At 65.1% G+C, this 26760-nt stretch carries 23 protein-coding genes; 9 read left to right on the top strand and 14 right to left on the bottom strand.

Annotated features, from left to right (window positions below; translation table 11 throughout):
* The first annotated feature begins 78 nt into the window (after positions 1 to 78).
* Complete coding sequence (locus FAS41_RS23995; protein ID WP_138525886.1) at positions 79 to 495, top strand: carboxymuconolactone decarboxylase family protein; 417 nt, start codon at positions 79 to 81, stop codon at positions 493 to 495.
* A gap of 93 nt (positions 496 to 588) precedes the next feature.
* Here FAS41_RS23995 and FAS41_RS24000 read toward each other — a convergent pair whose 3' ends face one another.
* From FAS41_RS24000 to FAS41_RS24035, 8 genes are all read right to left on the bottom strand, one after another.
* Positions 589 to 1674, bottom strand: a complete 1086-nt coding sequence (locus FAS41_RS24000) for an alpha/beta hydrolase fold domain-containing protein (RefSeq protein ID WP_138525887.1) — start codon at positions 1672 to 1674, stop codon at positions 589 to 591.
* Positions 1675 to 1711: 37 nt separating this feature from the next.
* Positions 1712 to 3358, bottom strand: a complete 1647-nt coding sequence (locus FAS41_RS24005) for a BatD family protein (protein ID WP_138525888.1) — start codon at positions 3356 to 3358, stop codon at positions 1712 to 1714.
* On the bottom strand, positions 3355 to 5115 hold the full coding sequence (locus FAS41_RS24010) for a VWA domain-containing protein (protein ID WP_138525889.1): 1761 nt from the start codon (positions 5113 to 5115) through the stop codon (positions 3355 to 3357). Before FAS41_RS24010 ends, FAS41_RS24005 begins: the two co-directional genes overlap by 4 nt.
* On the bottom strand, positions 5112 to 6146 hold the full coding sequence (locus FAS41_RS24015; RefSeq protein ID WP_138525890.1) for a vWA domain-containing protein: 1035 nt from the start codon (positions 6144 to 6146) through the stop codon (positions 5112 to 5114). The genes FAS41_RS24010 and FAS41_RS24015 overlap by 4 nt, the downstream gene beginning before the upstream one ends.
* Positions 6139 to 6636 (bottom strand): DUF4381 domain-containing protein, encoded by a 498-nt coding sequence (locus FAS41_RS24020; RefSeq protein ID WP_138525891.1) that lies wholly within the window; start codon positions 6634 to 6636, stop codon positions 6139 to 6141. Before FAS41_RS24020 ends, FAS41_RS24015 begins: the two co-directional genes overlap by 8 nt.
* Entirely contained in the window at positions 6633 to 7577 is a 945-nt protein-coding gene (locus tag FAS41_RS24025) for a DUF58 domain-containing protein (protein WP_138525892.1), read from the bottom strand. Before FAS41_RS24025 ends, FAS41_RS24020 begins: the two co-directional genes overlap by 4 nt.
* 1 nt (position 7578) lies before the next feature.
* Positions 7579 to 8538, bottom strand: coding sequence for an AAA family ATPase (locus tag FAS41_RS24030; RefSeq protein ID WP_038803712.1), 960 nt, complete (start codon positions 8536 to 8538; stop codon positions 7579 to 7581).
* Between the two features lie 61 nt (positions 8539 to 8599).
* Complete coding sequence (locus tag FAS41_RS24035; protein WP_138525893.1) at positions 8600 to 9472, bottom strand: DUF1353 domain-containing protein; 873 nt, start codon at positions 9470 to 9472, stop codon at positions 8600 to 8602.
* A 304-nt stretch (positions 9473 to 9776) separates the two neighbouring features.
* Here FAS41_RS24035 and FAS41_RS24040 point away from each other — a divergent pair, with 304 nt between their 5' ends.
* Positions 9777 to 14639, top strand: a complete 4863-nt coding sequence (locus FAS41_RS24040) for an NAD-glutamate dehydrogenase (protein WP_138525894.1) — start codon at positions 9777 to 9779, stop codon at positions 14637 to 14639.
* Positions 14640 to 14857: 218 nt separating this feature from the next.
* Here FAS41_RS24040 and FAS41_RS24045 read toward each other — a convergent pair whose 3' ends face one another.
* Positions 14858 to 15073, bottom strand: coding sequence for a hypothetical protein (locus FAS41_RS24045; RefSeq protein WP_138525895.1), 216 nt, complete (start codon positions 15071 to 15073; stop codon positions 14858 to 14860).
* 199 nt (positions 15074 to 15272) lie between these two features.
* Here FAS41_RS24045 and FAS41_RS24050 point away from each other — a divergent pair, with 199 nt between their 5' ends.
* A complete protein-coding gene (locus FAS41_RS24050; RefSeq protein ID WP_138525896.1) occupies positions 15273 to 15803 on the top strand; it encodes a hypothetical protein in 531 nt (176 codons plus the stop codon).
* Here FAS41_RS24050 and FAS41_RS24055 read toward each other — a convergent pair.
* Positions 15794 to 16006, bottom strand: coding sequence for a DNA-binding protein (locus tag FAS41_RS24055; protein ID WP_138525897.1), 213 nt, complete (start codon positions 16004 to 16006; stop codon positions 15794 to 15796). The genes FAS41_RS24050 and FAS41_RS24055 overlap by 10 nt on opposite strands.
* A 120-nt stretch (positions 16007 to 16126) precedes the next feature.
* Between FAS41_RS24055 and FAS41_RS24060 the strand changes: the two genes are divergently transcribed.
* Positions 16127 to 16540: a helix-turn-helix transcriptional regulator gene (locus FAS41_RS24060; protein WP_246084930.1), complete on the top strand. Its 414-nt coding sequence runs from the start codon at positions 16127 to 16129 to the stop codon at positions 16538 to 16540.
* Between the two features lie 9 nt (positions 16541 to 16549).
* On the opposite strand, the gene FAS41_RS24065 is transcribed toward FAS41_RS24060, so the two are convergent.
* Positions 16550 to 17431, bottom strand: a complete 882-nt coding sequence (locus FAS41_RS24065) for a DUF6685 family protein (protein ID WP_138525898.1) — start codon at positions 17429 to 17431, stop codon at positions 16550 to 16552.
* Between the two features lie 150 nt (positions 17432 to 17581).
* On the opposite strand from FAS41_RS24065, the gene FAS41_RS24070 reads away from it, so the two are divergent.
* Together FAS41_RS24070 and FAS41_RS24075 are read left to right on the top strand one after the other, a co-directional pair.
* Positions 17582 to 17803, top strand: a complete 222-nt coding sequence (locus FAS41_RS24070) for a DUF2835 domain-containing protein (RefSeq protein ID WP_138525899.1) — start codon at positions 17582 to 17584, stop codon at positions 17801 to 17803.
* 53 nt (positions 17804 to 17856) lie between these two features.
* Positions 17857 to 18882, top strand: a complete 1026-nt coding sequence (locus tag FAS41_RS24075; RefSeq protein ID WP_138525900.1) for a quinone-dependent dihydroorotate dehydrogenase — start codon at positions 17857 to 17859, stop codon at positions 18880 to 18882.
* A 103-nt stretch (positions 18883 to 18985) separates the two neighbouring features.
* Here the strand turns inward: FAS41_RS24075 and rmf are convergent, their stop codons facing one another.
* Positions 18986 to 19204, bottom strand: coding sequence for a ribosome modulation factor (rmf, locus tag FAS41_RS24080; RefSeq protein WP_081519407.1), 219 nt, complete (start codon positions 19202 to 19204; stop codon positions 18986 to 18988).
* A 474-nt stretch (positions 19205 to 19678) separates the two neighbouring features.
* On the opposite strand from rmf, the gene rlmKL reads away from it, so the two are divergent.
* Both rlmKL and FAS41_RS24090 read left to right on the top strand, forming a co-directional pair.
* Positions 19679 to 21862, top strand: a complete 2184-nt coding sequence (gene rlmKL, locus FAS41_RS24085; protein ID WP_138525901.1) for a bifunctional 23S rRNA (guanine(2069)-N(7))-methyltransferase RlmK/23S rRNA (guanine(2445)-N(2))-methyltransferase RlmL — start codon at positions 19679 to 19681, stop codon at positions 21860 to 21862.
* Between the two features lie 102 nt (positions 21863 to 21964).
* The gene (locus FAS41_RS24090) at positions 21965 to 24376 is read left to right on the top strand and encodes a sensor domain-containing diguanylate cyclase (protein ID WP_138525902.1); all 2412 of its coding nucleotides are present in this window, start codon (positions 21965 to 21967) and stop codon (positions 24374 to 24376) included.
* A 40-nt stretch (positions 24377 to 24416) separates the two neighbouring features.
* Here FAS41_RS24090 and dacB read toward each other — a convergent pair whose 3' ends face one another.
* A complete protein-coding gene (gene dacB, locus FAS41_RS24095) occupies positions 24417 to 25853 on the bottom strand; it encodes a D-alanyl-D-alanine carboxypeptidase/D-alanyl-D-alanine endopeptidase (protein WP_138525903.1) in 1437 nt (478 codons plus the stop codon).
* Positions 25854 to 26108: 255 nt separating this feature from the next.
* Between dacB and FAS41_RS24100 the strand changes: the two genes are divergently transcribed.
* Positions 26109 to 26456 carry a YggL 50S ribosome-binding family protein gene (locus FAS41_RS24100; RefSeq protein ID WP_138525904.1) on the top strand — a complete coding sequence of 116 codons (348 nt, stop codon included), beginning with the start codon at positions 26109 to 26111 and terminating at the stop codon, positions 26454 to 26456.
* Here the strand turns inward: FAS41_RS24100 and FAS41_RS24105 are convergent.
* Positions 26437 to 26760: response regulator (locus FAS41_RS24105; protein WP_138525905.1), on the bottom strand; the 324-nt coding region annotated here is incomplete at its 5' end. The two genes, FAS41_RS24100 and FAS41_RS24105, sit on opposite strands and share 20 nt — an antisense overlap.

Raw genomic sequence — 26760 nt, forward strand, 5'->3', positions numbered from 1 at the left:
CCTTATCTTTCTCCATCGCCCGTTCCGTCATCCAATTCTGAATTCTGCTTTTCTTATTCCCTTTCGTTAGGAGACCCCATGTCCTTCCAGCTCATCGAGTACGCCGAAGCCAGCCCTGAAGTCCGTGCCGTCTATGAGGACATCATGGCGACCCGCAAGATCGACTGGGTGAACAACTTCTGGAAGGCTCTGGCCAACCACCCGCAGACCCTGAAGCGCACCTGGGAAAGCCTCAAGGAAGTCATGGGGCCGGGACAGCTCGACCCGTTGATGAAGGAGCTGATCTACGTCGCCGTCAGCGTCACCAACAACTGCAACTACTGCATCGGCTCCCACGGTGCGGCGGCGCGCAAGGCCGGGATGGACGACAGCATGCTCGGCGAGTTGATGGCGGTGGTGGCCATGGCCAACGAGACCAACCGACTCGCCATTGGCTACCAGGTGCCGCTGGACGATGTGTTCAAGGGCGCGGCGATGGAGAGCAGCGGCAGCTGAGACTGTTCGCGAGCAAGCTCGCTCCTACAAAAACGCACCGGCGCGGCTCTGTAGGAGCGAGCTTGCTCGCGAACCTGGACCGGCGACGGATTCTCAGGGCGCTGGCGTGGACAAGCGCAGGATCGCCTTCACTGGCGTTCCGTCGCTCCAGCGACCCATGGACAGCTGCGCCGGCCCGCCGCCCAGGGCGTAATCGCGGTCCTGGCCATGGAAGGCTGCATCGCACAGCGCGTCGAACAGCTTCCACGGTCCGAACCAGTCCATCGCATCGGTCGCCAGCGCGTTGTGCGCCGAGGGCTGCCCCTGCTTGAGCCGCTGCTTCACTCGTTCCTGCACGCGATTGAGCAGCCAGCTGGAAGAGTCGCTGGGCGGGTAGCGCGGATCGAAGCGCGGCGCGGTCGGAGCCGCGTGGTTGGCCAGCAGAGGCGGGCTGCCGTGGCGGTCACTGCGCAGCAGGAGCAGGTCCTTGTCGCGCGGCGCGATCTGGGTACTTTCTCCGTAGATGCGTCGCGCGTCATCGCAGCCGGCGCGTTCGTCCTCGTCACCACACACAGCCAGCAGCAAGGTGCCGGCGGGAATGTTCGCCAGCGGCTCCAACGGCACCTGCCGCCAGCGCGGGCCGCTGCTCTTGCCCGGCTCAACCGCCATCAGCGCCCGAGGCCTCGGTACACCCAGCCGTTGCCAGGAGGCTGCCAAGCCGCTGGCGATCAGCCCACCCGCCGAATGGCCGACATAGGCGACGTGCTCCAGTTCTGGCCTCACCTCCAGCTTGCCCGCCTGCAGATCGGCGAGGGCGCGGCGCACGGAGTCGGCCGCATTGGGCAGGAACTCCGCCGCCGGCGTCTTCAGCGTCGCCTGGTAGCGCGGGTAGATGAGGATGGCGCCGCGTCGGACGATGTGCTCGATCCAGGCGCGGTAGAGGTCGGGTTGCATGACGCTCCAGCCGTGGGTGAAGACCACGATGGGAGCGCTGGACGGTACGGGCCGGTCCGGGGTGAAGACCCAGTATTCGTTGCCTTCGGTGGTGAAGTGCCACTGACGCACGTCGGCGTGGGCGTAGTTCGATCCGCCGGGACCCTGTAGTGGCTGGGTTGGCGGCAGGATGTCGGCCGCAGACAGCGCATTGGAAATCAGCAGCAGGCCGGCGGCCAGCGCCGGAATCAGCCGTTGGGCGGACATGGAGGCACCTCTGGCGGAGATGCAACCAGCATAGCTGTCAACGTGGATAGAGCGGCGGCAGGCTGCTGGCTTCCGCTGCCGGCGGTGCATCCGGATCGGCACCGGGCAGGGTGCGAATGGCGCGCCAGAGGTCTTCGCCCTGCCAGTTGCGACCGCCCTCGCTGTCGCTGTAGAGCGCACCGTTGAGGCCGTCCAGCGCGTCTGACAAGGGCACGAAGCGCGCCGCCATGTCGGCCAGGGTTTCCGGCTGCTGGCGGGCCCAGGCATCCAGCGCCTGGCGGGTGGCATGGGAGTCGTTGGCCTGGCAGGCGCGGCGCAGTTCGTCGAGCAGCGTGCGGGTACTCGGCCCCGCTTGCGCCACACGGATCACAGCCGGCTGGCTGCGGGCACGCCACCACAGGCCGAAGCCGAGCAGGGTGGTCAGGCTGAGCAGCGCGCAGGCGAGTTGCCAGGGCCACAGCAGCGCATCGCTGATGACCGTTTCGCCGGGGGCGGCAGGAGGCTCGGCGTGCTCTTCCAATTGCGAGTTGGCGGCGACCTGCAGCGTGCGCGCCGGCAGGCTGGTGCGCTCGACGCGGCGCTCCTGGGTGTTCCACCAGACGATTTCCACCGGCGGAAGCTCCACGGGGCCGGCCTTGTCGGCGATCAGAGCCTCGCGTTCCTCGCGACTGCCGATCATGCCCTGGTCACTGCTTTCGTTGGCCAGTTGCGGCTGGTCCGGGTAGTGGCGCAGGCCTTCGGGAAGAGGGATCGGCAATGGTGGTAGCTGGGCGCCGGAAAGGCCCTCCACGCGCAGCATGATGTTGCGGGTCAGCGCCTCGCCGGCCTTGGCTTCCTCCGGCTGCGGGCTCCAGGTCTCGGTCAGGCTGAGCGAGCGGGCGGGCAGCCAGGGTGCGTCCTTCGGATAGTCGGCGGGCTTGGGATCGATCTGCAGCGGGATGCTCGGTGAGGTGACCAGCACCTGCTTGCCTGGCTGCGGGCCGAACGGGTTGAGGTCATCGCTGTTGCGGCGCTGGGCCACCTGGGTGGCCTTGAAGGTCTGGCCGGGTATCTCCAGGTCGCCGCTCTTCTGCGGGAAGATCGCGTAGCGCACTTCGATCACGCCGTGGCGAACGCCGTTGATGTCCTTCTCGTAGGTACGCGGTTCGCCCAATTGTTCGACGCGGGCGTCGTTCATGCGCAACGGGCTGAGGCTGCTGTCGTCGTACAGCGATACCGAGTGGTAGATGCGAAGGGTGAGGATCACCTGGGCCTGCACCCAGCTTTCCTCGCGGTCGACGCTGGCGTCGATGAACACCGGGGCGAGCTTCTGGCCTTCTGCGCTGTCTTCGGCCTTGAGCACGTCGAGGCTGATCGGTTCGCTGGCGTTGCCGCCTAGATGGATCGGGGGGATTTCCACCTTGCCTTCGTTGCGCGGCTGCAGGGTGATGATCCAGCGCGTGGTGGCCTGGGCCTTGCCGTTGAGTGTGGTGAGGCGGTTGACCTGGCGAGTGCCGAGCACCACGAACTGATCGTCCAGCGGTTTCAGGTCGGGTTTGCCGAACAGCGTGGGGTCGTCGGACTCCAGCGTCAGTTCGACGCTCTCGCCGGCCGTCAGGCGCGCACGGTCGACGCTGGCGGTGAAGCTGGCCTCGGCGCGGAAGGCGGCGAGGCAGAGCAGGGTCAGGCAAATCAGCCTTTTCATGGGTTGGGTTCCTGGCGCTGCTGCTGTTGCTGGTACCAGAACTTGCGGCGCAACAGCTCGGACGGATCGTCGGGAATCTGCCGCAGCCACTGTTCCAGGGCCTGACGGCGCTCGTCTCCCAGTGGACCGGCATCTTCCGGGTTGGTTTCCTGTTCTTCGCGGGTGTTCTCGCCGGGCTTGTCGCTCTGGCTGGCGGAGGGACGGTCGGCTTCCTGCGAAGGATTCTTCGCCGCCGGTGCTGGCTGCGAGTCGCGCTCGGACGAGTGCTCTTCCTCGTGCTGCTGGTCCTGCGGCTTGGCGGCCTGGGGATCGCTGCTCTGGGCGGGTTCCTGGTTCTGCTGCGGTGGCTGGTCGGTACCGTCGCCAGCGGGGTTCTCCTTGCGCTGGCGCAGCAGGTCTTCGAGCAACGCCTTGTTGCGCTTGGCGACGTCCAGCTCGGGGTCGCGCTCCAGTGCCTGATCGTAGGCGTCGATGGCCGCTTCCAGTTCGTTCTGTTTTGCCAGGGCATTGCCGCGGTTGTAGTGATCGGCTGCCGCGTCGCCCTGGGCGAAGGCCTGGGCGGCGTCGACATAGTCGCCGGCGCGATACAACGCCAGGCCTTTCCAGCGGAAATCGTCGAAACGCTCGGCAGCTTCGGCAGGGCGCGCGGCGTCGAGCAGACGCTGGCCCTGCTGGTCCGGCCGCAGCCAGAGGTCGCTGAACTCGAAGGCATTGGCATCCTGCGGCGGCGCCCACAGCAGCGGCAGCAACAGCGGGAGGCTGAACAACCAGCCGCGACGGCCGGCACAGGCAGCCAGCAGCAGTAACGGCAACAGCAGCCAGTAGCCCTGGTCGGCCCAGCGTTGCAGGCGCAGCAGGGCATCCTCTTCGCTCACCTGCAGGCCCTGGGTGCTGTCCAGCAGACCGAGCGAACGCAGGTCGCTGCTGCTGGCGCGCAGGCGCTGGAAGCGTCCGCCCATGTCGGTGGCGAACGCGCGCAGCGAGCCTTCGTCGAGGCGCGGCACCAGGATGTTGCCCTGGTCATCCTTGAGGAAGGTCCCGTCTTCCTGGGCGATGGGCGCGCCGCCAGGGGTGCCGACGGCGAGCAGCAGCAGATCCTTGCCCTTGCCTTTGAGCGCCTGGCGGATGCCCTGGCGCTCGCGGGCGTCCAGTGCGCTGGTGATCAGCAGGATTCGGCCGTTGCCCTCAGCGCCGTTGTCCAGCAGACGGCGCGCCTGGGCCACGGCAAGGTCGGCGCGCTCCCCTGGTTCGGGCATGATCGACGGTTTGAGGGCGTCGAGCAGGTTGCGCGCGGTGCCCAGGTCATTGGACAGCGGCACCAGCGTGTGGGCGCTGCCGGCGTAGACGACGATGGCGGTCTGTGCGTCGCTGCGGCTCTGCAGCAGGTCGAGCAGTTTGTGCCGGGCCTGCTCCAGACGGGTCGGCTTGAGGTCGGTGGCGAGCATCTGCGGAGTGAGTTCCAGCACCACCACCAGCGGGTCGCTGCGCTCCAGGGTCGGTTGTTCAACCTGCTCCCAGCTCGGGCCAAGCAGCGCGAGCACGGCCAGCAGCCAGGCAATACCGAGGTAGATCCACGGGCGGCGCTCATGGCGACCGTTGCCGCCGGACAGCAACCACGGATGGAAGGCCTGGGGCAGCAGCAATTGCCAGCGGCCGGCTCGGCGCTCGCGATGCCAGAGCTTCCACAGCAGCCAGCCGAGCGGCAGCAGCAGGATCAGCCACAGCGGGTGCAGCAGGTGCGGCCAGAGGTGGCTCATGGTCGGCGCTCCTTCTGCAGGCGCGCCATCCAGGCCGGCCAGCGCCAGTCTTCGGGCGGCCACAGGGTGCCGACGACCAGCGCCGCGCTGATCAGCAGGGCCAGCAGCAGTGGCCAGCGGTACAGCGCAATGGCCGGGCGCGCCTGGGTCGGCTTCTGCTCCACCGGCTCCAGTTGATCGAGGCTGTCGGAGATGCGCTGCAGCTCCTCGCCGTTGCGCGCGCGGAAGTACTCCCCGCCGGTGCTTTCGGCGATGGCCTTGAGGGCCGGCTCGTCCAGGTCCAGCCCCGGATTGAGGCCGAACAGCCCGGCGACGCCGCCCTGCTTGGGATCGGCGCCGATGCCGATGGTGTAGACCTTCACCTGTTCTTCGGCGGCGAGCTTGGCAGCGGTTTGTGGGGAAATCTCGCCGGCGGTGTTGGCGCCGTCGGTGATCAGCACCAGTACGCGGCTCTCGGCCGGGCGCTGGCGCAGGCGCTTGACCGCCAGGCCAATGGCGTCGCCCAGGGCGGTGTCCTTGCCGGCGATGCCGATCAGCGCCTCGTCCAGCCAGATGCGCACGGTGTGGCGGTCGAAGGTCAGCGGCGCCTGCAGGTAGGCGCGGGTGCCGAACAGGATCAGCCCGACACGGTCACCCCGGCGACCTTCGATGAAATCACCGAACAGTTTCTGCACGGCGTGCAGGCGGCTGACCTCTGCGCCGTCCCACGTCATGTCGGCGTAATCCATGGAGCCTGAGACATCCACCGCCACCAGCAGGTCGCGGCCAGTGGCCGGGATCGGTAGCGGCTCGCCAACCCATTGCGGACGCGCAGCGGCCAGCAGCAAGCAGAGCCAGAGCAGTGCGAAGGGGGCCTGCTGGCGCCATGCCGGCAGGCGTGCGCGGGCACGGCGGCCGGCGAGGCCTTCGAGTTCCTTGAGGAAACTGACCTTGATCGCCGCCTCGCCGTTGTCGGCCGGCGGCAGGATGAAGCGCATCACCCAGGGCAGCGGGGCGAGCAGGAAGATCCACAGCCAGGCGAACTCAAACATGCTTGCGCACCCAGGTCTCCACTGCGGCGGCGAGGCCGTCAATGGCCTTGTCGTCCAGCTTGCACTCGGCGCGGTAGCCGCCTTCCACTAGGATCATCCAGCGGGTCAGGCCGGCGGCCGGGCAACGGGTGTCGAGGAAGGCGAGCCAGGCGCGACCGCTCAGGGTGTGGCTGTGGCTCTCCGGCCAGCGGGCGCGGGACAGGCGTTTGAGCAGACCGTTGAGCGATTGCAGCCAGGGGCCGGCCGGTGCGCGATCGTAGGGGCGCGGCAGGCGTTTGAGCTCTTCCAGCGCGGCTTCGCGCAACGGGTCCAACGGAGCCTCTGCGACGACTTTTGCCTTGCGCCTGGGCAGCCAGCGCTGGCGGTTTCGCCACAGCAGCCAGAGCAGCAGTGGCATCAGTGCGGCGAGCAGCCACCAGCCTGGCGCCGGCGGCCACCAGGGTACTGCGGCCGGTTCGATCAGCGGTTGCAGCTGGTCGAGGGGATTCATTTGGCGTATCCCGGTTGGTGCTGTTCCAGCAGGTTGCGCAGCTGCTCCACCAGTTCTTCCTGGGTGGTCAGTGGCAGCAGCGGAACGCCCAGGCGCAGGGCGAGGCGCTGCCAGCGTTCGCAGCGGGCTTCGCCGAGGGCACGGTAGGCCAGGCGCTGTTCGTCGATGTGGGTGTCCAGTTCCAGCTGCGCCTGGCCTTCGGCGAATCTCAACAGCCCGGCGGCGGGCAGGGCGTGGTCGAGCGGGTCGGATACCGGCAGCATGACCAGGTCAGTGTGGCGTGCCAGCAGGGACAGCTGTTGTTCGGCCACGTCACTGAGCGCGCGCTCGTCGCACATCACCATGATCAGGCTGCCGGGGCGCAGTACTTCACGGGCACGCCGCAGGGCCATGCCGAAGCCGTCACCGCTGTGGCTGAGGTTGGAGCCGGCGAGCAGGGCGTTATTGGCGCGCACGATCAGGTTGAACAGCTGCAGCAGGCTCTGCTTGCTGCGCCGCGGCTTGATTTCGTGGCATTCGCTGTCAGTGAAGACCAGCCCGCCAATGCGGTCGTTGTGCGCCAGCGCAGCCCAGCCGACGAAGGCGGCGGCGCGGGCGGCGAGCACGGACTTGAAGGCTTGCCCGGAGCCGAAGAACATCCGTGCGCTCTGTTCCACCAGCACGTAGACCGGGCGCTCGCGTTCTTCATGGAACAGCTTGGTGTGCGGCTCCTGCGTGCGCGCGGTAACGCGCCAGTCGATCGTGCGCACGTCGTCGCCGGCCTGGTAGACGCGCACCTGGTCGAAGTCCACGCCACGTCCGCGCAGGCGCGAGTGGTGAAGGCCGATCAACGGGCTGCGCCGTGAGGGCGTGGAAAACAGCTGGACTTCGCGCAGGCGGTGACGGATCTCGATCAGCTCGCCGAGCGAGACGGCCACGCCGGGCGCCAGGACATTGTGCATGTCAGGCGACGGCGACCACGTCGAGGATGCGCTGGACCACTCGGTCCTGGTCGATCCCGGCGGCTTCCGCCTCGAAGGTGAGGATCAGGCGATGGCGCAGCACGTCGAAGAGCATCGCCTGGATGTCCTCGGGACTGACGAAGTCGCGCCCGGCCAGCCAGGCATGGGCGCGCGCGCAACGGTCCAGGGCGATGGAGCCGCGTGGGCTGGCGCCATAGGACAGCCACTCGGCCAGTTCGGCGTCGTACTTGGCCGGGGTGCGCGTGGCCATGATCAGTTGCACCAGGTACTCCTCCACGGCGTCGGCCATGTACAGGCCGAGGATTTCGTGGCGAGCGGCGAAGATGGCTTCCTGGGTGACCCGGCGCTCCGGCTTGGTCTCGCCGTTCAGCGCTTCGCCACGGGCCTGCTGGAGGATGCGGCGCTCCACGGAGGCTTCCGGGTAGCCGATCTTCACGTGCATGAGGAAGCGGTCGAGCTGGGCCTCGGGCAGCGGGTAGGTGCCCTCCTGCTCGATGGGGTTCTGCGTCGCCATCACCAGGAACAGCGGCGGCAGGTCATAGGTGCTGCGGCCCACGCTGACCTGGCGCTCGGCCATGGCTTCGAGCAGGGCGGACTGCACCTTGGCCGGGGCGCGGTTGATTTCGTCGGCCAGCACCAGATGGTGGAAGATCGGCCCCTGCTGGAACACGAAGCTGCCGTTCTCCGGACGATAGATCTCGGTGCCGGTGATGTCGGCCGGGAGCAGGTCCGGGGTGAACTGGATGCGGTGGAATTCGGCTTCCAGGCCTTCGGCCAGGTCCTTGATCGCCTTGGTCTTGGCCAGGCCCGGCGCGCCTTCCACCAGCAGATGGCCGTCGGCGATCAGGGCGATGAGCAGTCGCTCGATGAGCTTTTCCTGGCCGAGGATCTGGCTGGAGAGATACTGGCGCAGTGCAAGGAGCGACTCACGATGTTCCATCGCGTGGATTTCCTGGACGAGGGGTGGGGCTGTCGGGGCGCCTACTTTACTGCATCGGCCCTCACTCTTGCAGCGCTGCGCTTCGAGCCTTGTGCGACGCTAGTGGTTCCTGTGGTGGTTCGAAGCCGGGCAGCGGAGTCAGGCAGCGCAGCGAGGTGTTGGGGTTGCGCTGGTGGCGCATGTCGCGCGCGCCTCCGTGGACCACCGCGAAACGGTAGATCCAGGCGACCAGGCGTGGCATGCCGGCTTCGAGCAGCATTCGATGAAAGAGTTCGTCCGCCTCGGCCTTGGTCACCGGGGCGACGTTGAGGAACTGGTACAGCGCGTCATGCACCAGGCTGGCGTGGTGCGCCACCGGCCAGAACATCACGCGCTCCTTCTGCTGGCCATGGCGCAGGCACTGCACGCTTTCCAGGTGCTCCCACCAGTCCGGCGTACCGAGGGTGGCGATCCAGAAGAACGGCACTTTCGGCGAGCAGCCGTCCCAGGCGTAGGTGCGGGTGCAACCGAAGTCGTAGCCCACGGTGCCTGCGGCAAGGTCTACCTGTGCCGGGCCGGGGTTGATGATGATGCGGCCGTCGTGCACCACCAGCCACTCGCTATAGAAGAAGCGGCCCTTGAATACCGGGTCTTCGCAGACCAGCGGGAAGTCGATGTAGTTGATCCAGGGGCCGTTGCGGTCGCGGCTGCAGAAGCCCCACTCACGCACCGAGCGCTCGCGCGCGGCTTCGACACGGCGCAGACGTTCGTCGCGGCCGACAATGCGTGGCAACAGCACGCCGAGATAGACCGGGATCGCGCCAATCAGCAGCGGGCGCACGGCCTCATCGAGAAACAACCAGGCCAGTACCAGCAGCGCCACGCCCAGCAGGGTGACCAGCAGGTTGTCCAGGTGGCGCAGCAGCGGTCGGTGCAGGGGTGGGTGGCGTTGCATGGCGTCCGCTCCAGGCGGGGGATAGCCATGATAGCGCTTTGATATTTCTGCCGTCAGATACGGAACGATCGTACTGTGAAATATGTCGTTTCTCTGTGGATGCGGAGCCTGCATGCCGTTGAACGAATATGTCGCAGCCCCGTAAGCCATGGCCTGCCGACTCCCGATAAGCTCGGCGGATCGGTGACCGCCCGGTCGGGGTTGTCAATCGAGGGTCACACTGCCCGGCTATACCTGTGGCCCGACACAAGACGATATGCGTTCTACGCTCAATCCAACAAAACGAGCCCAGCGGAGTACCAACATGGCGTTCTTCACCGCAGCCAGCAAAGCCGACTTCCAGCAACAACTGAAAGCGGCCCTGGCGCAGCACGTCGACGACAAGGGTCTGCCACAAGTGACCCTGTTCGCCGAGCAGTTCTTCGGTTTCATCTCTCTCGACGAATTGACCCAGCGCAGGCTGTCCGACCTGGTCGGCTGCACGCTGTCTTCCTGGCGCCTGTTGGAACGCTTCGACCCCACCCAGCCTGAAGTGGCGGTGTACAACCCCGATTACGAAAAGCACGGCTGGCAGTCCACCCACACTGCCGTGCAGGTGCTGCACCCGGACCAGCCGTTCCTGGTCGACTCGGTGCGCATGGAACTGAACCGCCGCGGCTACAGCATCCATACCCTGCAGACCAACGTGCTCAGCGTGCGCCGCAACGCCAAGGGCGAGCTGCTGGAAATCCTGCCCAAGAACAGCACCGGCAAGGACGTGCACCAGGAATCGCTGATGTACCTGGAGATCGACCGTGTCTCCCAGGCCGGTGAACTGCGCACCCTGGAGAAGGCACTGCTGGAGGTGCTCGGCGAAGTCCGCCTGGCCGTCGCCGACTTCCCGGCCATGCGCACCAAGGCCGAAGAGTTGCTGGCCTGGCTGGGCAAGTCCAAGGTCAAGGCCCGTGCGGAAGAAACCGCCGAGGTGCGTGCCTTCCTCGAGTGGCTGTTGGACAACCATTTCACCTTCCTCGGTTATGAAGAATTCACCGTGCAGGAGGAGGCCGACGGTGGCCATCTGGTGTACGACGAGAAGGCCTTCCTCGGCCTGACCCGCACCCTGCGCGCCGGCCTGAACAAGGACGACCTGCACATCGAGGATTATGCAGTCGCCTACCTGCGCGAGCCGGTGCTGCTGTCCTTCGCCAAGGCCTCGCAGCCCAGCCGCGTGCACCGCCCGGCCTACCCGGACTATGTGTCGATCCGCGAGATCGACGCCAAGGGCAAGGTCGTCCGCGAGTTCCGCTTCCTCGGCCTGTACACCTCGGCGGTTTACGCCGAGAGCGTGTTCGACATCCCGTTCATCCGTGGCAAGGTCGCCGCCGTCCTGAAGAACTCCGGTTTCGACAGCAAGGCGCACCTGGGCAAGGAGCTGGCTCAGATTCTCGAAGTGCTGCCTCGCGACGACCTGTTCCAGACCCCGGTGGACGAGCTGTACAACACGGCCATGTCCATCGTGCAGATCCAGGAGCGCAACAAGATCCGCCTGTTCCTGCGCAAGGACCCGTACGGCCGCTTCGCCTACTGCCTGGCCTACGTGCCGCGTGACATCTATTCCACCGAAACGCGGATGAAGATCCAGCAGGTGCTGATGGAGCGCCTGAAGGCCAGCGACTGTGAGTTCTGGACCTTCTTCTCCGAATCCACCCTGGCCCGTGTGCAGTTCATCCTGCGCGTCGACCCGAAGAACCGCATCGACGTCGACGCCGCCCAGTTGGAGCAGGAAGCCATCCAGGCCTGCCGTTCCTGGCAGGACGACTACGCCGCGCTGGTGCTGGAGAACTTCGGCGAAGGGCAGGGCAACAACCTGCTGGAAGACTTCCCGAAAGGCTTCCCGGCCGGCTACCGCGAGCGTTTCGCCCCGCACTTCGCGGTGGTAGACCTGCAGCACCTGTCCAGCCTGTCCGAGAGCCGCCCGCTGGTGATGAGCTTCTACCAGCCGCTGGCCCAGGGCGAGCAGCAACTGCACTGCAAGCTGTATCACGCCGACACGCCGCTGGCGCTATCGGACGTCCTGCCGATCCTGGAGAACCTCGGCCTGCGCGTGCTCGGCGAGTTTCCCTACCGCCTGCGCCACACCAACGGCCGCGAGTACTGGATTCATGACTTCGCCTTCACCTACGCCGAAGGCCTGGACGTCAACATCCAGGAACTCAACGAAACCCTGCAGGACGCCTTCGTCCATATCGTCAATGGCGATGCCGAGAACGACGCCTTCAACCGCCTGGTGCTGACCGCCGGCCTGCCATGGCGCGACGTGGCGCTGCTGCGCGCCTATGCGCGCTACCTCAAGCAGATCCGCCTGGGCTTCGACCTGGGCTACATCGCCAGCGCGCTGAATGCCCATGTGGACATCGCCCGCGAACTGGTGCGCCTGTTCAAGACCCGCTTCTACCTGGCCCGCAAGCTCACCGCCGAGGACCTGGAAGACAAGCAGCAGAAGCTGGAGCAGGCCATCCTCACCGCCCTGGACGATGTCCAGGTGCTCAACGAGGACCGCATCCTGCGGCGCTACCTCGACCTGATCAAGGCGACCCTGCGCACCAACTTCTACCAGCCGGACGCCGCCGGGCAGAACAAGAGCTACTTCAGCTTCAAGTTCAACCCCAAGGCCATCCCGGAAATCCCGCGTCCGACGCCGAAATTCGAAATCTTCGTCTACTGCCCGCGCGTGGAAGGCGTGCACCTGCGCTTCGGCGACGTGGCTCGGGGTGGCCTGCGCTGGTCCGACCGCGAGGAAGACTTCCGTACCGAAGTGCTGGGCCTGGTGAAGGCGCAGCAAGTGAAGAACGCGGTGATCGTACCTACCGGCGCCAAGGGCGGCTTCATCCCGCGCCGCCTGCCGGTCGGCGGCAGCCGCGATGAAATCCAGGCGGAAGCCATCGCCTGCTACCGCATCTTCATCTCCGGTCTGCTGGACATTACCGACAATCTCAAGGAAGGCCAGGTCGTGCCACCGGCCAACGTGGTGCGCCACGACGCCGACGACCCCTACCTGGTGGTGGCGGCGGACAAGGGCACCGCGACCTTCTCCGACATCGCCAACGGCATCTCCGCCGACTATAACTTCTGGCTTGGCGACGCCTTCGCCTCCGGCGGCTCCGCCGGCTACGACCACAAGGGCATGGGCATCACCGCCCGCGGCGGCTGGGTCTCGGTGCAGCGTCACTTCCGCGAGCGCGGCATCGACGTGCAGAAGGACAGCGTGACGGTTATCGGCATTGGCGACATGGCCGGCGACGTGTTCGGCAACGGCCTGCTGATGTCGGACAAGCTGCAGATGGTCGCGGCGTTCAACCATATGCACATCTTCCTTGACCCCAATCCGGACCCGGCGGCGAGCTTCGCCGAGCGCCAGCGCCTGTTCAACCTGCCGCGTTCCAGCTGGGCCGACTACGACGCCTCGCTGATCTCCGCCGGTGGCGGCATCTTCCTGCGCAGCGCCAAGAGCATCACCCTGACCCCGGAAGTGCGCGCGCGCTTCGACATCGATGCCGAGCGCCTGACCCCGACCGAGCTGATCCACGCGCTGCTCAAGGCTCCGGTGGACCTGCTGTGGAACGGCGGCATCGGCACCTACGTGAAGTCCAGCGATGAAACCCATGCCGATGTCGGCGACAAGGCCAACGACGGCCTGCGCGTGGACGGCCGCGACCTGCGGGTGAAAGTGGTGGGCGAGGGCGGCAACCTTGGCATGACGCAGCTGGCGCGGGTCGAATTCGGCCTCAATGGTGGTGCGTGCAACACCGACTTCATCGACAACGCTGGTGGTGTGGACTGCTCCGACCACGAGGTGAACATCAAGATCCTGCTCAATGAGGTGGTGACCGCCGGCGACATGACCAGCAAGCAGCGCAACAAGCTGCTGGCGGAAATGACCGACCAGGTATCCGACCTGGTGCTGGGCAACAACTACAAGCAGACCCAGGCGCTGTCTCTGGCCGAGCGCCGCGCCCGCGAGCGCATCGCCGAGTACAAGCGTCTGATGAGCGACCTGGAAGGTCGGGGCAAGCTGGATCGTGCGCTAGAGTTCCTGCCCACCGACGAAGGACTCGCCGAGCGCATCGCCGCTGGTCAGGGGCTGACTCGCGCTGAACTGTCCGTGTTGATTTCCTACAGCAAGATCGATCTGAAGGAACAGTTGCTGGGTTCGCTGGTACCGGACGACGACTACCTGACCCGCGACATGGAGACGGCCTTCCCGCAGACCCTGGTCGATACCTTCGGCCCGGCCATGCGCAAGCACCGTCTGAAGCGCGAGATCGTCAGTACGCAGATCGCCAACGACCTGATCAACCACATGGGCATCACCTTCGTGCAGCGCCTGAAGGAGTCCACTGGCATGACGCCGGCGAACGTGGCCGGTGCCTACGTGATCGTGCGCGATGTCTTCCATCTACCGCATTGGTTCCGCCAGATCGAGGCACTGGATTACCAGGTGCCAGCGGAGGTGCAGCTGACCCTGATGGACGAACTGATGCGCCTGGGCCGCCGGGCTACCCGCTGGTTCCTGCGCAGCCGTCGCAACGAGCAGGATGCCGCCCGTGACGTCGCCCACTTCGGCCCACGCATCGCCGCCCTGGGCCTGAAGCTCAATGAGCTGCTCGAAGGCCCGACCCGCGAGCTGTGGCAGGCACGCTACCAGGCCTACGTCGACGCTGGCGTGCCGGAATTGCTGGCACGCATGGTCGCCGGTACCAGTCACCTCTACACCCTGCTGCCGATCATCGAAGCCGCGGACGTCACCGGCCGCGACCCGGCCGATGTGGCGCGCGCCTACTTCGCCCTGGGCAGCGAGCTGGAATTGACCTGGTACCTGCAGCAGATCAGCTCCCTGCCGGTGGAGAACAACTGGCAGGCGCTGGCCCGCGAAGCCTTCCGCGATGACCTGGACTGGCAGCAGCGGGCGATCACCGTCTCCGTGCTGCAGATGCAGGACGGCCCGGCGGAGATCGATGCGCGGGTAGCGCTCTGGCTGGACCAGCACGGCCCGATGGTGGCTCGCTGGCGCGCCATGCTCGTCGAGTTGCGTGCGTCCACCAGCACTGACTACGCCATGTACGCCGTGGCCAACCGCGAACTGCTCGACCTGGCGCAGAGCAACCAGCCGGGCGTCTGCCCCGTCTGATGCCCTGAACGGCTTGACCTTTTGATGCTCCAGCCCCGCTCAGTGCGGGGCTTTTTTTTCGCCGCTGAAGGACGCCAGTCGCCGGCTTCTGAAATGCAAGCCGCGGGCACGGCACGCTCCTGCAGGAGTCGCCTGGACTCAATCGGCAGGAGCGGGCCACGCCCGCGATATTGAATAGTCGAGGTGTGTCGATGAAGGCTCGACACGAGCCAGCAGAGTCAGCTCCCGCTGCGCCCGTCCTCGCGCGGCTCGGTCAGCGCCCGGCGGTACTTGGCGTACAGCTCATCGGACATATTGCTGGCACCCAGCATCTTCAGCGCGAAAGACTTCACTTGCTCATCGCTGTACGGCTCATGCTGCGGCGCCGGTTGGCTGGCACAACCCACCAGCCACAGGGGCAGGGTCAGGGAGAGAAGGGCGAGGGCACGGTTCATGGTTTTCACACGCAGGCTGGTTCGGGATGGTTGTCAGGCTATCAACCGCTCGAAGCGAGCAGAAATCATCCCGTTCAATAGTGGGTATCGTTTCTGGCGACTTCGGACGCTTTAGTCCTACAGAAAGTTCCCGGCTGCGGCGTTTTACGGCGAATGCGGATATCCTTTCCGGCTGTTTATCCCTATTCAGGACCTCCCCATGAAAGCGCAACTCGTCGAACTCCTCACGCTGATCAGCTCCGGCTGCCTGGGCGAGGACGAGATCCAGCAGGTCGCCGACGAGGCTTCGCAGGCCTACGCCGATCCGGCGGCCTTCCTCGCGGCCAATCCAGACATCAATTACGACGACGATTTCCCCATCCCGCTTGGGGAGTGGGTTGTCGTCGGCAGCCTGCCGGAGATCGTGCTGTTCATGGGCGACAGCTATGAAGAGCTGTTCGGCGAGATCCGTGCCTCCTTCGACCCGAGCGTGAGCTTCGTGCTGCAGGCCAAGCAACTGCGCAAGGCCGAGCCGCTGGCCGCGCTGAACCGCATCCAGACCCAGCTCGGCGCGCTCTACCCGGAAAAGGGCGGTTACGTGCTGGTGGACTTCAGCGAGCCGCTGGATACCGAACTGCAGTGTGTGCTGGTCTATCGCAATGACCTGGAGCGCGTCCTGGCACTCTGCGTGGATATCGGCATTCCCGCCGTACCAGCACTGCAGGCCGCCCAGGAAACGGATCAGGCCTGATCCGGCTGGGTCATCAGCAGCAGGGCGCCCAGGTCCACCAGGAGCTGGTCGCCTATGCAGCGTGTCGGGATTGCTCCCTGATCGATCCAGCGCTGCACAATGGCCTGACGGTCGGTCAGGCCAATCAGCTGCGCAAAGCGCTGTGGCGTCACGTAATAGCCGCCCGTGACCAGGTCCGGGTCGAATCCGCTTTCCTCGCTCATGCTCTGTCCCGCACCATCCCGTCCTTCTGATCCATGGTTCTACTTGGGTCTGGATGATGAATTTATCCTAATTATTAGGGTGTTTTTCCGGGTTTTGGCAGTCTCGGAGATGGATGACGCATGATGAAGAAACGTTTCCTGTTCACTGCGGGAGAAAGACTACGGGCGCTTCGCTCGTTGACGGGACTGTCGCGCCGCGCTTTCGCCGAGACGGTCGGCATGAAGCCCAAGGATGTGGAGAACATCGAGTACGGCAACCAGCGCATGCGTGATCTGGACTTCCAGAAGGTCTGCAGTGTGTACCCGGACTTCAGCCGCTGGATCACCTATGAAGGACCGATCGATTCGGACGAAGTGAACTGGAAGGTGGAAGATTCCGCCCAGCGCGCGGCGGTCTACCTGGTGAAAAGCAATCCGCAGTTGCTGGCGACTTTGGGGCTCAGCCTGGAAGAGTGGCGCGCCCGGCATCATGAGGTGCTGGAAAGCCTGGACGAGGAAGAGCGCCACCTCGGCGAAGAAGCGCTTGAGGAGTGATGCCGCGGGTCAGCCGGTCTTGCCGGCGCGGCGCAGATACGCAATTACATCCGGAGCGCCGGCCTCCCGCAGGCCCCGGCCGAAGGCATCGGACTGCGGGTGGTCGCGAGGCAACAGCAGGCTCTCCGGGGTTTCCGAGTTGAACAGTCCGAAGCGGGCGTAGGGCATGCCGGTCTCCAGCAACAGTTCCATGAAGGACGCGTCGCTCCAGGCCTTGGCCGGCATGGCCAGCATGTGGAAGTCGCGCTCCAGCTCATCCAGTGCAGAGGATTGCAGTTCAAAGCGCTGGATGCTCGCTGGCAGAATGATCTCCAGCCCGCGGCGACGGGCGTAGACCACCGCATTGGCCAGTTCGCAGGGGTGATTGTCGTCGTCCCAGAACAACCGCGCGCCGTGCCAGCCCGCACTGCGCAACAGCAGCGGCGCCTTGCGCTCGAAGCCGGGCAGCGCCACGCCCAGCACCTTGGTGAAGTCGTTGTAACTGATGATCCGTACCTTGCGGCACTGCTCGCAGTTGGAGAGCTCTTCAAGGCCCGCCAGGGGGCTGTCGAGCAGGCTGCGGCAGCAAAGGCCGTCGATGCTGCGAATATCAACGGCGGGATGCTCTTCGCGGTGGCTGGCCACCAGGCGCTTGAGAACGGTATGGATGCGTGCCTTGTCTTCCTGTACCGGTCCGGACAGCGCGCCGCGCGGCAGGTCGATCAGCCGGTACAGCGGCGGCCCGGATTGCCAGCCAAGGCCGGCGCGCCATTCGGGCAGGGGCTCGAAGGGCAGGGACAGGCTCCGACTGCGTTCGGCGATATTGCGCCCATCAGTACTGCCGATGCCCAGGCGCTGGGCAAGGGCGGCCAGCCGACTGGTTACGCTGCGAGGACGAGGTGGTTGACTCATGGACGACGCAAGACTCCCGATGGCCGGCTGGTCCGTGCAGGAAGCGCCGGGCCCGATGCGCGGCGAATTGCCCTAAGCATAGAAAACCCTGGCGCCGTAGGGCGCATGCGTTGTGGCAAAATTCTTTCCTTCACTTTCCAGGAGGCCTCCATGGCTTGCGTCGTACTGGATATTTCCCTGCCGACGGAGCGTCTGCAAGCGCTCTATCGCGGGCAGGCCAACCGGGTGCAGGTGCGTAGCCGCGATGGTCGGCACATCAACTTGCCGGCGCATCACCTGCGTCCATTCGTCACTCATTCCGGAGTTCACGGCAGCTTCGAGCTGGAATTCGACGATTCCGGGCGGCTGCTGGCGCTGCGTCGCCTCGCCTGAGCGAGGGCGGGCTGGCTATAATAGCGCCCCATTTTGCCGACCGATGCCCGACCATGTACAGCCTGGCCCGCGAGCTCCTGTTCAAGCTCTCCCCGGAAACCTCCCATGAATTGTCCATCGACCTGATCGGCGCCGGTGGCCGCCTGGGCCTTAACGGCCTGCTGACCCAGGCGCCGAAAAGCCTGCCGGTAAAGGTCATGGGCCTGGAGTTTGCCAACCCAGTGGGGCTGGCGGCCGGCCTGGACAAGAATGGTGAGGCCATCGATGGCTTCGCCCAACTGGGCTTCGGTTTCGTGGAGATCGGCACCGTCACCCCGCGTCCGCAGCCGGGCAACCCGAAGCCGCGCCTCTTCCGCCTGCCGCAAGCTACCGCGATCATCAATCGCATGGGCTTCAACAACCACGGCGTCGATCACCTGATCGAGCGGGTCAGGGCTGCGAAATACAAGGGCGTGCTGGGTATCAACATCGGCAAGAACTTCGATACCCCGGTCGAGCGCGCGGTGGATGACTACCTGATCTGCCTGGACAAGGTCTACGCCCATGCCAGCTACGTCACGGTCAACGTCAGCTCGCCAAACACCCCCGGCCTGCGCAGCCTGCAGTTCGGTGATTCGCTCAAGCAACTGCTCGAAGCGTTGCGCCTGCGCCAGGAAGACCTGGCCGTGCAGCACGGTCGTCGCGTGCCGCTGGCGATCAAGATCGCGCCGGACATGAGCGATGAGGAGACCGCGATGGTCGCCGCCGCGCTGATCGAGTCGGGCATGGATGCGGTGATCGCGACCAACACCACCCTGGGGCGCGAAGGCGTGGAGCACCTGCCGTTCGGTAACGAGGCGGGAGGCCTGTCGGGTGCTCCGGTGCGCGAGAAGAGCACCCACATCGTCAAGGTGCTGGCGGGTGAACTGGGTGGTCGTCTGCCGATCATCGCCGCTGGCGGTATCACCGAGGGCGCGCATGCGGCGGAAAAGATCGCCGCAGGTGCGAGCCTGGTACAGATCTATTCCGGGTTCATCTACAAGGGTCCGGCGCTGATTCGCGAAGCGGTGGACGCCATTGCGGCGGCCAAGCGGACATAAGTACCGATAGCAGAAATAAGTAGGGCTCCTTTCGGAGCCCTTGGGCTTGCGCCCTTTTCCGCCCGGATGGGGCGGCTTGGGGAAGTCGTGGGTGACCCTGGATTCAGCCTGTTGCGTGCTGCAATTGGTTCACTCGTTGAATACCGGCGGCGCCGGTCAAACCATCCCAGTTGTCGCCGCGGCCCTCACGCCAGCCGTTGAGCCAGGATTGCCGGGTAGTGGGATGGGTAAACGGACAGAGGTCGCGAGATTTTCCAGTAATGCCGTGCTGATAACCGCGCAAAAAGGCTCTTTCCAACGGATCACGCTTAAGTCTTCTCATAGGGTGTTGCCCTCACTTGTTGACTGTTATGTCCCGTTGGCCCCCCAGGGAGGCCGGGCGGAATGTTCCGCCAAATGGGGCGCATTGCCGGCGTGACGCGCCCCGCCCGACACCATTGCGGTGAAGGATTACCCCGAGTTCTATCGAAAGGTTCCGGGGCTGTGAATGACCAATTTGTCATAAGGACGTAACTCTTATGGGTTTGGGCCATAAGGTTCGTCCGGTTTGCAAAATGCCAGTACGGCATAACCCGCCAGGGGCGGGAGGTTGCAAAGGATCAAGGAGAAAGGTGTGTCCAGATGCGACTTTCTCTCGTTCCGACGAGTGGGGTGACTTCTGCGACCCGGGGTCGCAGACCGGGCTGCCGGTTCATCCCGGAAAATGAATACACAGGGTCGTCCTGGTCGAATCCAGGGTGGCCAACAAGGCCGTAAGCGGCTTTGCTGAAAGGGCTGCTGCCCGGGAACTATTTGCATGTCGGATTTGCACGATCTCTTCCTCACCTGCCCAAAAGGGCTCGATGGCCTGTTGCTGGAGGAAGCCCAGGCGCTCGGGCTGACCGAGGCGCGCGCCCAGGTTTCGGCCATTCGTGGCAAGGGCGACCTGGAGACGGCCTACCGCCTTTGCCTCTGGTCGCGCCTGGCCAACCGTGTGCTGCTGGTGCTGTCGCGTTTCCCGGTGAGCAACGCCGAAGACCTCTACCTGGGCGTCAACGCCGTGTCCTGGAGCGACCACCTGGAGGCCGACGGCAGCCTGGCAGTGGAGTTCAGTGGCAAGGGCTCGGGCATCGACAACACCCATTTCGGCGCGCTGAAGGTGAAGGACGCCATCGTCGACAACCTGCGCGCCGAGTTCGGTAAGCGCCCGACCGTGGACAAGGTCAACCCGGACATCCGCGTGCACCTGCACCTGGATCGTGGCCAGGCCGTGCTGTCCCTGGACCTTTCCGGCCACAGCCTTCACCAGCGTGGCTACCGTCTGCAGCAGGGCGCCGCGCCGTTGAAGGAGAACCTTGCCGCAGCCGTGCTGATCCGCGCCGGTTGGCCGAAGATCGCCGCTGAAGGCGGGGCATTGTCCGACCCGATGTGTGGCGTCGGTACCTTCCTCATCGAAGCCGGCCTGATCGCCGCCGACGTCGCGCCAAACCTCAAGCGCGAGCGCTGGGGGTTCAGCAACTGGCTGGGCCACGTACCGGCGATCTGGAAGAAGCTGATCGAGGAAGCCCAGCAGCGTGCCGAGGTCGGCCTCGCCAAGACTCCGCTGTGGATTCGCGGCTATGAAGCCGACCCGCGCCTGATCCAGCCGGCGCGCAACAACATCGAACGCTCCGGCCTGGCCGAGTGGGTGAAGATCTATCAGGGCGAGCTGGCCACTTTCGAGCCACGCCCGGACAAGGGCCAGAAGGGCCTGATCATCTGCAACCCGCCCTATGGCGAGCGCCTGGGCGATGAAGCCAGCCTGCTGTACCTCTATCAGCACCTGGGCGAGCGCCTACGCCAGAGCTGCCTGGGCTGGAGTGCCGGCGTGTTTACCGGCGCACCGGAGCTCGGCAAGCGCATGGGGATCCGTAGCCACAAACAGTACGCTTTCTTCAACGGCGCGCTGCCCTGCAAGCTGATCATGCTGGACGTGGAGCCGCGCCAGTTCGTGACTGGCGAGCGTGGTGAGCGCAGCGATGCCGCTCCGGCCCAGGGCGCCGCAGTGATCGAACAGGCTCGCCTGAGCGAGGGCGGGCAGATGTTCGCCAACCGCCTGCAGAAGAACGTCAAGGCGCTCGGAAAATGGGCGCGCAAGGAAAAGATCGAGTGCTACCGGGTGTACGACGCCGACATGCCCGAGTACGCCCTGGCCGTGGACCTCTACCGCGACTGGGCGCACGTGCAGGAATACGCGGCACCCAAGTCCATTGACCCGGAGAAGGCCCAGATCCGCCTGCTCGATGCGCTCGCCGCATTGCCGCAGGCCCTGGGTATTCCCACCGAGCGCATCGTCATCAAGCGTCGCGAGCGCCAGACCGGCAAGAAACAGTACGAGCGGCAGAGCGCCGAAGGCCGTTTCATGGAAGTCGAAGAGGGCGGCGTGAAGCTGCTGGTCAATCTGACCGACTACCTCGACACCGGCCTGTTCCTCGACCACCGCCCGATCCGTATGCGTATTCAGCGCGAGGCTGCCGGCAAGCGCTTCCTCAACCTGTTCTGCTACACAGCCACGGCTACCGTGCATGCTGCCAAGGGTGATGCACGCAGCACCACCAGCGTTGACCTGTCCAAGACCTACCTGGACTGGGCACGGCGCAACCTGTCGCTCAACGGCCTCTCCGACAAGCAACGCCTGGTACAGAGCGACGTGATGGAATGGCTGCGTGAGGACCGCGGCGAGTACGACCTGGTGTTCATCGACCCACCGACCTTCTCCAACTCCAAGCGCATGGAGGGAGTGTTCGATGTGCAGCGCGACCATGTCGAGCTGATCGACCTGGCCATGGCGCGTCTGGCCAAGGGCGGTGTGCTGTACTTCTCCAACAACTTCCGCAAGTTCGAACTGGATGAAGGACTGGCAGCGCGCTACCAGGTCGAGGAAATCAGCGCCCAGACGCTGGACCAGGACTTCGCCCGCAACAGCAAGATCCACCGCGCCTGGCGTATCAGCGTACGCTGAGGCCCGAGCGGCGCACGGCCCGGGCCGTGCGTCGCGCGAAAGCTGGGCAAATGGCCATCGACTGCTATAAAAACTGAGTCATCCTGAGAGTTGGGAAAGCGCATGACCCAGTTGCCGGCCTACCAGCAGTTGCCCGCCGCTCAGGGAGTCGCCAGCCGGAAGAAGGCTCTGCGTGCCGCCTGCGTCGTGCTGGTGGCCGGTCTCTTGCTGACGGCGTTGCTTGGCTGGAATGTGTGGCGCAATGCCCGCACTTTCCTGGAACAACAATTTTCCCTTGCAGCCGTCGAGCGGATCGAGCGCGTTCGCGAGCGGCTATCGATGCAGCAGAGCGAACTGGAATCGATCCAGCGCTTCTTTGAGAACTCCGCGAACGTTTCCCGCGAGGAGTTCGAACACTTCGTCAGCCCGTTGCTGGGCGATACGCTGGGTTACGCCTGGCTGCCGCGCGTGGACCAGCGTCAGCGCGACGCCTTTGAGGTCCGCGCCCATGATGCCGGCATGCTCGATTACATGCTTTTCGAGCTGGACCTGCAGGGCCGACCGATTCCGGCACAGGTTCGCGAGCGCTATTTTCCCGTCCTCTATGGTGCCTCCGAATACCTGGAAGAGATGCCCCTGGGCCTGGACCTCAATTCGACCCTGCCGGGGCGCGAGTTGACCCAGCGCGTGATGAAGACGCGTTCGGTGGCCGCCTCCATGCCCGTGGTCCTGCCCGGAGCACCGCCAGCGGATTCCACGGGTTTCCTGCTGGCGGCGCCACTCTATCGCAACAGCGCGACGCCCAGCCCGACAGCGGAGACCCGAGTCGGTATCCAGGGCATCCTGTTGGCAGCGATCAGCTATCGCCTGCTAATCGAAGAGGGATCGGAAGCGCGCGGCGAGCAGTTGGCGCTGACACTGCGGGATGCCAGCGACCCGCGTCCGGATGTGCCGCTGTATCGCAGCCCGGTGGCGGCTGATCAGACGGCGGGACTGGTTGCCGAGCGGCACTTGCCGTTTGCCGGTCGTGACTACCTGGTGCGCGTCGAGCCTTCCAGTGAATTCCTGCGGCGCAACCAGGGGCACCCGCAGCTTTGGGTAGCGTTCGCTGGAGGGCTGACTTCGCTGTTGCTGGCGGGCTATGTGCTGGCGCTGCTGGGGCAACGCCAGCGGGCCCTGCAACTGGTGGACGAGCGCACCGCCGAGCTGCGAGCCAACCAACTGGAGCTGCAGGAGAACCAGGCTCGCCTGCACTTCGCCATGGACAGCGCCGGCCACGGCGTCTGGGACTGGAGCCTGGATACGGGTAACGTCTTCTATTCCCATGCCTGGAAGGCCATGCTCGGCTACCGCGACAGCGAGGTGGGAGCAACCACTGACGAGAGCCTGAGCCGGGTTCATCCCGAGGACAAGGACGCACGCTGTGATGCGCTACGCCGGCATCTGCGGGGAGAGTCTTCGCTGTATCAGAGTGAGCATCGGTTGCGCTGCAAGAGTGGCCGCTGGCTCTGGGTTCTGGACCGCGGGCAGGTGGTGGAGCGTGACCACGATGGTTCGCCGCGACGCATGATCGGCACCCAGACTGACATCAGTTCGCGCAAGGCCGCCGAGCTTGAGCTGGGCGAGGTCAACAGCCGCCTGCATGGCCTGCTGGATGCGGCGACCCAGGTGGCTATCGTCTCGACCGACCTGCGCGGCTTCGTGCGCAGCTTCAATGTCGGGGCGGAGCGCATGTTTGGCTACAGCGCCCAGGAGGTGATCGGGCGGCCAGTGCCGGAGAACGTCTTCGTCAAGGACGAGATCCGCCGACGAGCGCAGGATCTGTCGAGCATCCTTGGCCGCGAGATTCGCGGCTTCGATGTCGTCGGCGCTCTCGTGGGCGAGGGGCACGAGGAGCACGAGTGGACCTGCGTGCGCCGTGATGGCCGGCAGCTGAAGATCAACCTGATCATTACCGGCGTGCGCGACTCTGCGGGCAACACCACGGGGTATCTGGGCATCGCCACTGACATTACCCGGCGCAAGGAAGCGGAGATGGAGCTGCGGCGCCTCTCGGTCACCGATGCACTGACGGGCATCCACAATCGCCGCTACTTCAAGGAACAATTGGATCAGGCCATGGCGCGCTGCGCCCGCAGCGGTGAGCCGTTGTCGCTGGTGATGTTCGATATCGACCACTTCAAGGACATCAATGACCGCTTCGGTCACGAGGCGGGCGACATCGTGTTGGTCACCCTGTGCCAACGGATTGCCCAACGCCTGCGCAAGGTGGACGTGTTCTGCCGCCTGGGGGGAGAGGAGCTGGTGGTGCTCTGCCCGGGAAGCACCACGGAGCAGGCTTGGCAACTGGCAGAGGCTCTGTGGAAGGCCTTGCGCGGGCAGCCGATGGAGGGCGTCGGGGTGGTGACGGCGAGCTTCGGGGTGGCCTCCTGGTGCCCTGGCGAAAGCGCGGACGATCTGATGCGCAAGGTGGACCGCGCGGTCTATCGCGCCAAGCGGCTGGGGCGCGACCGCCTGGAGAAGGTCGAAGCCTGACGCGAAAACCCCGGCCAGTTGGCCGGGGTTCGGGTGAGGATCAGCGCTTGGTGCTGCTGTAGAGGTCCAGCAGCACCTGGTCGAGGATCGATGAGGCGCCCCACGGCCGGTTGCTGTTGAGGATCGCCACCACCACCCAGGTGCGGCCGTTGGCGTCGCGGCTGAAGCCGGCGAGGGCGCGTACGGTGTTCAGGGTGCCGGTCTTCACGTGGGCTTCTCCGGCCATGGGCGTGCCACGCAGGCGTTTGCGCATGGTGCCGTCCTTGGCCACGATCGGCAGCGAGGAGATGTACTCGGCAGCGTAGGGGCTATGCCACGCGGCCTGAAGCATGGCAGCCATCTCGCGGGCGCTGACTCGCTCGTCGCGGGACAGGCCCGATCCGTTTTCCATCACCAGGTGGCTCGCGGTGATGCCCTTGCGCGCTAGCCATTGGCGGATCACCCGCTGGGCAGCCTGGGCGTCGTCCGCGTCGGCGCCATTGCGATACTGACGGCCGACCGAAAGGAACAGCTGGCGGGCCATGGTGTTGTTACTGAACTTGTTGATGTCGCGGATGATTTCCACGACATCCGGCGACATGGCGCGGGCTACCAGAGTGGCGTTCTTCGGCACGGTGCCTTCGCGGTCCTTGCCGAGAATGCTGCCGCCCAACTCCTGCCAGATGCCGCGCACGGCGCCGGCAGTGTAGGCCGGGTGTTCGAGAAGGGACATGTAGGTCTGCGCGCTGCAGCCCTGCGGAATCTGCCCGGTGGCGACCAGCGAGGTGCCATCGAACTGGGCCACTGGGTTGAAGCGCAGTTTCGGCCAGGCGGGGCAGGCTGCGGCCTTGCTGACCTGGATCTGGTTGTCGATGCGCACGTTCGCCAGCGGCGGGTCCATCAGCACGGTGGCCTTGTTGCCCTCGGTGCGGATCACCAGACGCACGCTCTTCAGGTTGACCATCAGCGAGTCCGGGCCGACCAGGAAAGGCTTGTTGTCGTCGCCGCCGTCGTCATTGAAGACTGGCAATTGGGGGATGTTGAAGTAGCTGCGGTCCAGCACCAGGTCGCCGGTGACCTTGTTCACGCCGTTGGCGCGCAGGTCGCGCATCATCAGCCAGAGCTTCTCCAGGTTCAGCTTCGGATCACCGCCGCCCTTGAGGTAGAGGTTGCCATTCAGGGTACCGTTCTTGAGCTGGCCGTCGGTGTAGAACTCGGTCTGCCACTGGTAGGTCGGGCCGAGCATCTCCAGGGCGGCATAGGTGGTGAACAGCTTCATGGTCGACGCCGGGTTCACCGAGACGTCAGCGTTGAAATAGGTAGCGTTGCCTGGACCTTCCAGAGGAATCATCACCAGCGACAGGGCGTCGTCAGTAAGTTTGCTGGCCCGCAGCGCTTTCTGTACGCGTTCGGGCAAGGTGCTGTTGATCTGGGCAACGGCCGGCAAGGCGAAGGGCAATAAGGTAGCGAGAGCGAGGACACGCAGAGACTTGAACATAGAAAAGGTGATATCCCAGTGGTCGGGCATTGACTTGAAAAAATGAAAAGATGAAGCGCAACACTACAGTTGAAATACTCCCTGTTGGACCGGGAGCTGCGGCACATTATGCCGCAAGCCGTTCCAGGATGCGCTGGCCTTCGGATGCCAGTCGTCTCGGAGAGGCTGATCGGGGCATTGTTTGCGCAGGTCCCGGGTATGTTCCGGACAAACTCGTGCATCGAGCGGCGAAAGCCCTCCTGAGGAGAGATTCAGATGGCTACCCATCGTTCCCGTCGTTTACGCAAGAAGTTGTGTGTCGATGAATTCCAGGAGCTCGGCTTCGAACTGAGTTTCCAGTACAAGGAAGGGACAGACGAAGAGGCAGTCGACGCTTTCATGAAGCGTTTCGCGGGAGTTGCCGTCGAGCCCAACGATCTGGTTTACAGCGGTTGCGACGAATACGGGTTCATCTGCCTTGCTCGGCGCGGCTCGGTGAGTGCGGAGCAGCGCGAATTGATCGACCGATGGCTGAAGCAGCAGCCGGAACTCGCAGGTTTCAGCCTCAGCCCGCTGATCGATGCGTGGTATCCGGACCAGCCAGTCAATCTGCCCGCGCCCTGAGGCTGATGCTCTCGCCCGTGCCCAGGATTTGCATCAGCGCCCACGCATCGAGGGGCTTCGACAGGCAAGCCAGAATGGGTAGTCCCTTGGCGCGCAGGGTTATGCGCAGCGCTTGCAGTTCATCGCTATCGCGGCAAGTCAGGAAGACCGCTTGGCGAATATGACCGGCGTTGGTCAGTTCGCTGAGCAGTTCTATGCCGTCGGCGTCCGGCAGGTTGATATCGCAGAGCAGCAGGTCGAAAGGTTCATTGCGTCGTGCACACTCTTCGCGCGCTTCATTGGCATCAAGAGCGGGCGTCAATCG

Source organism: Pseudomonas nicosulfuronedens (genome assembly GCF_005877905.1).
Lineage (GTDB): Bacteria > Pseudomonadota > Gammaproteobacteria > Pseudomonadales > Pseudomonadaceae > Pseudomonas > Pseudomonas nicosulfuronedens.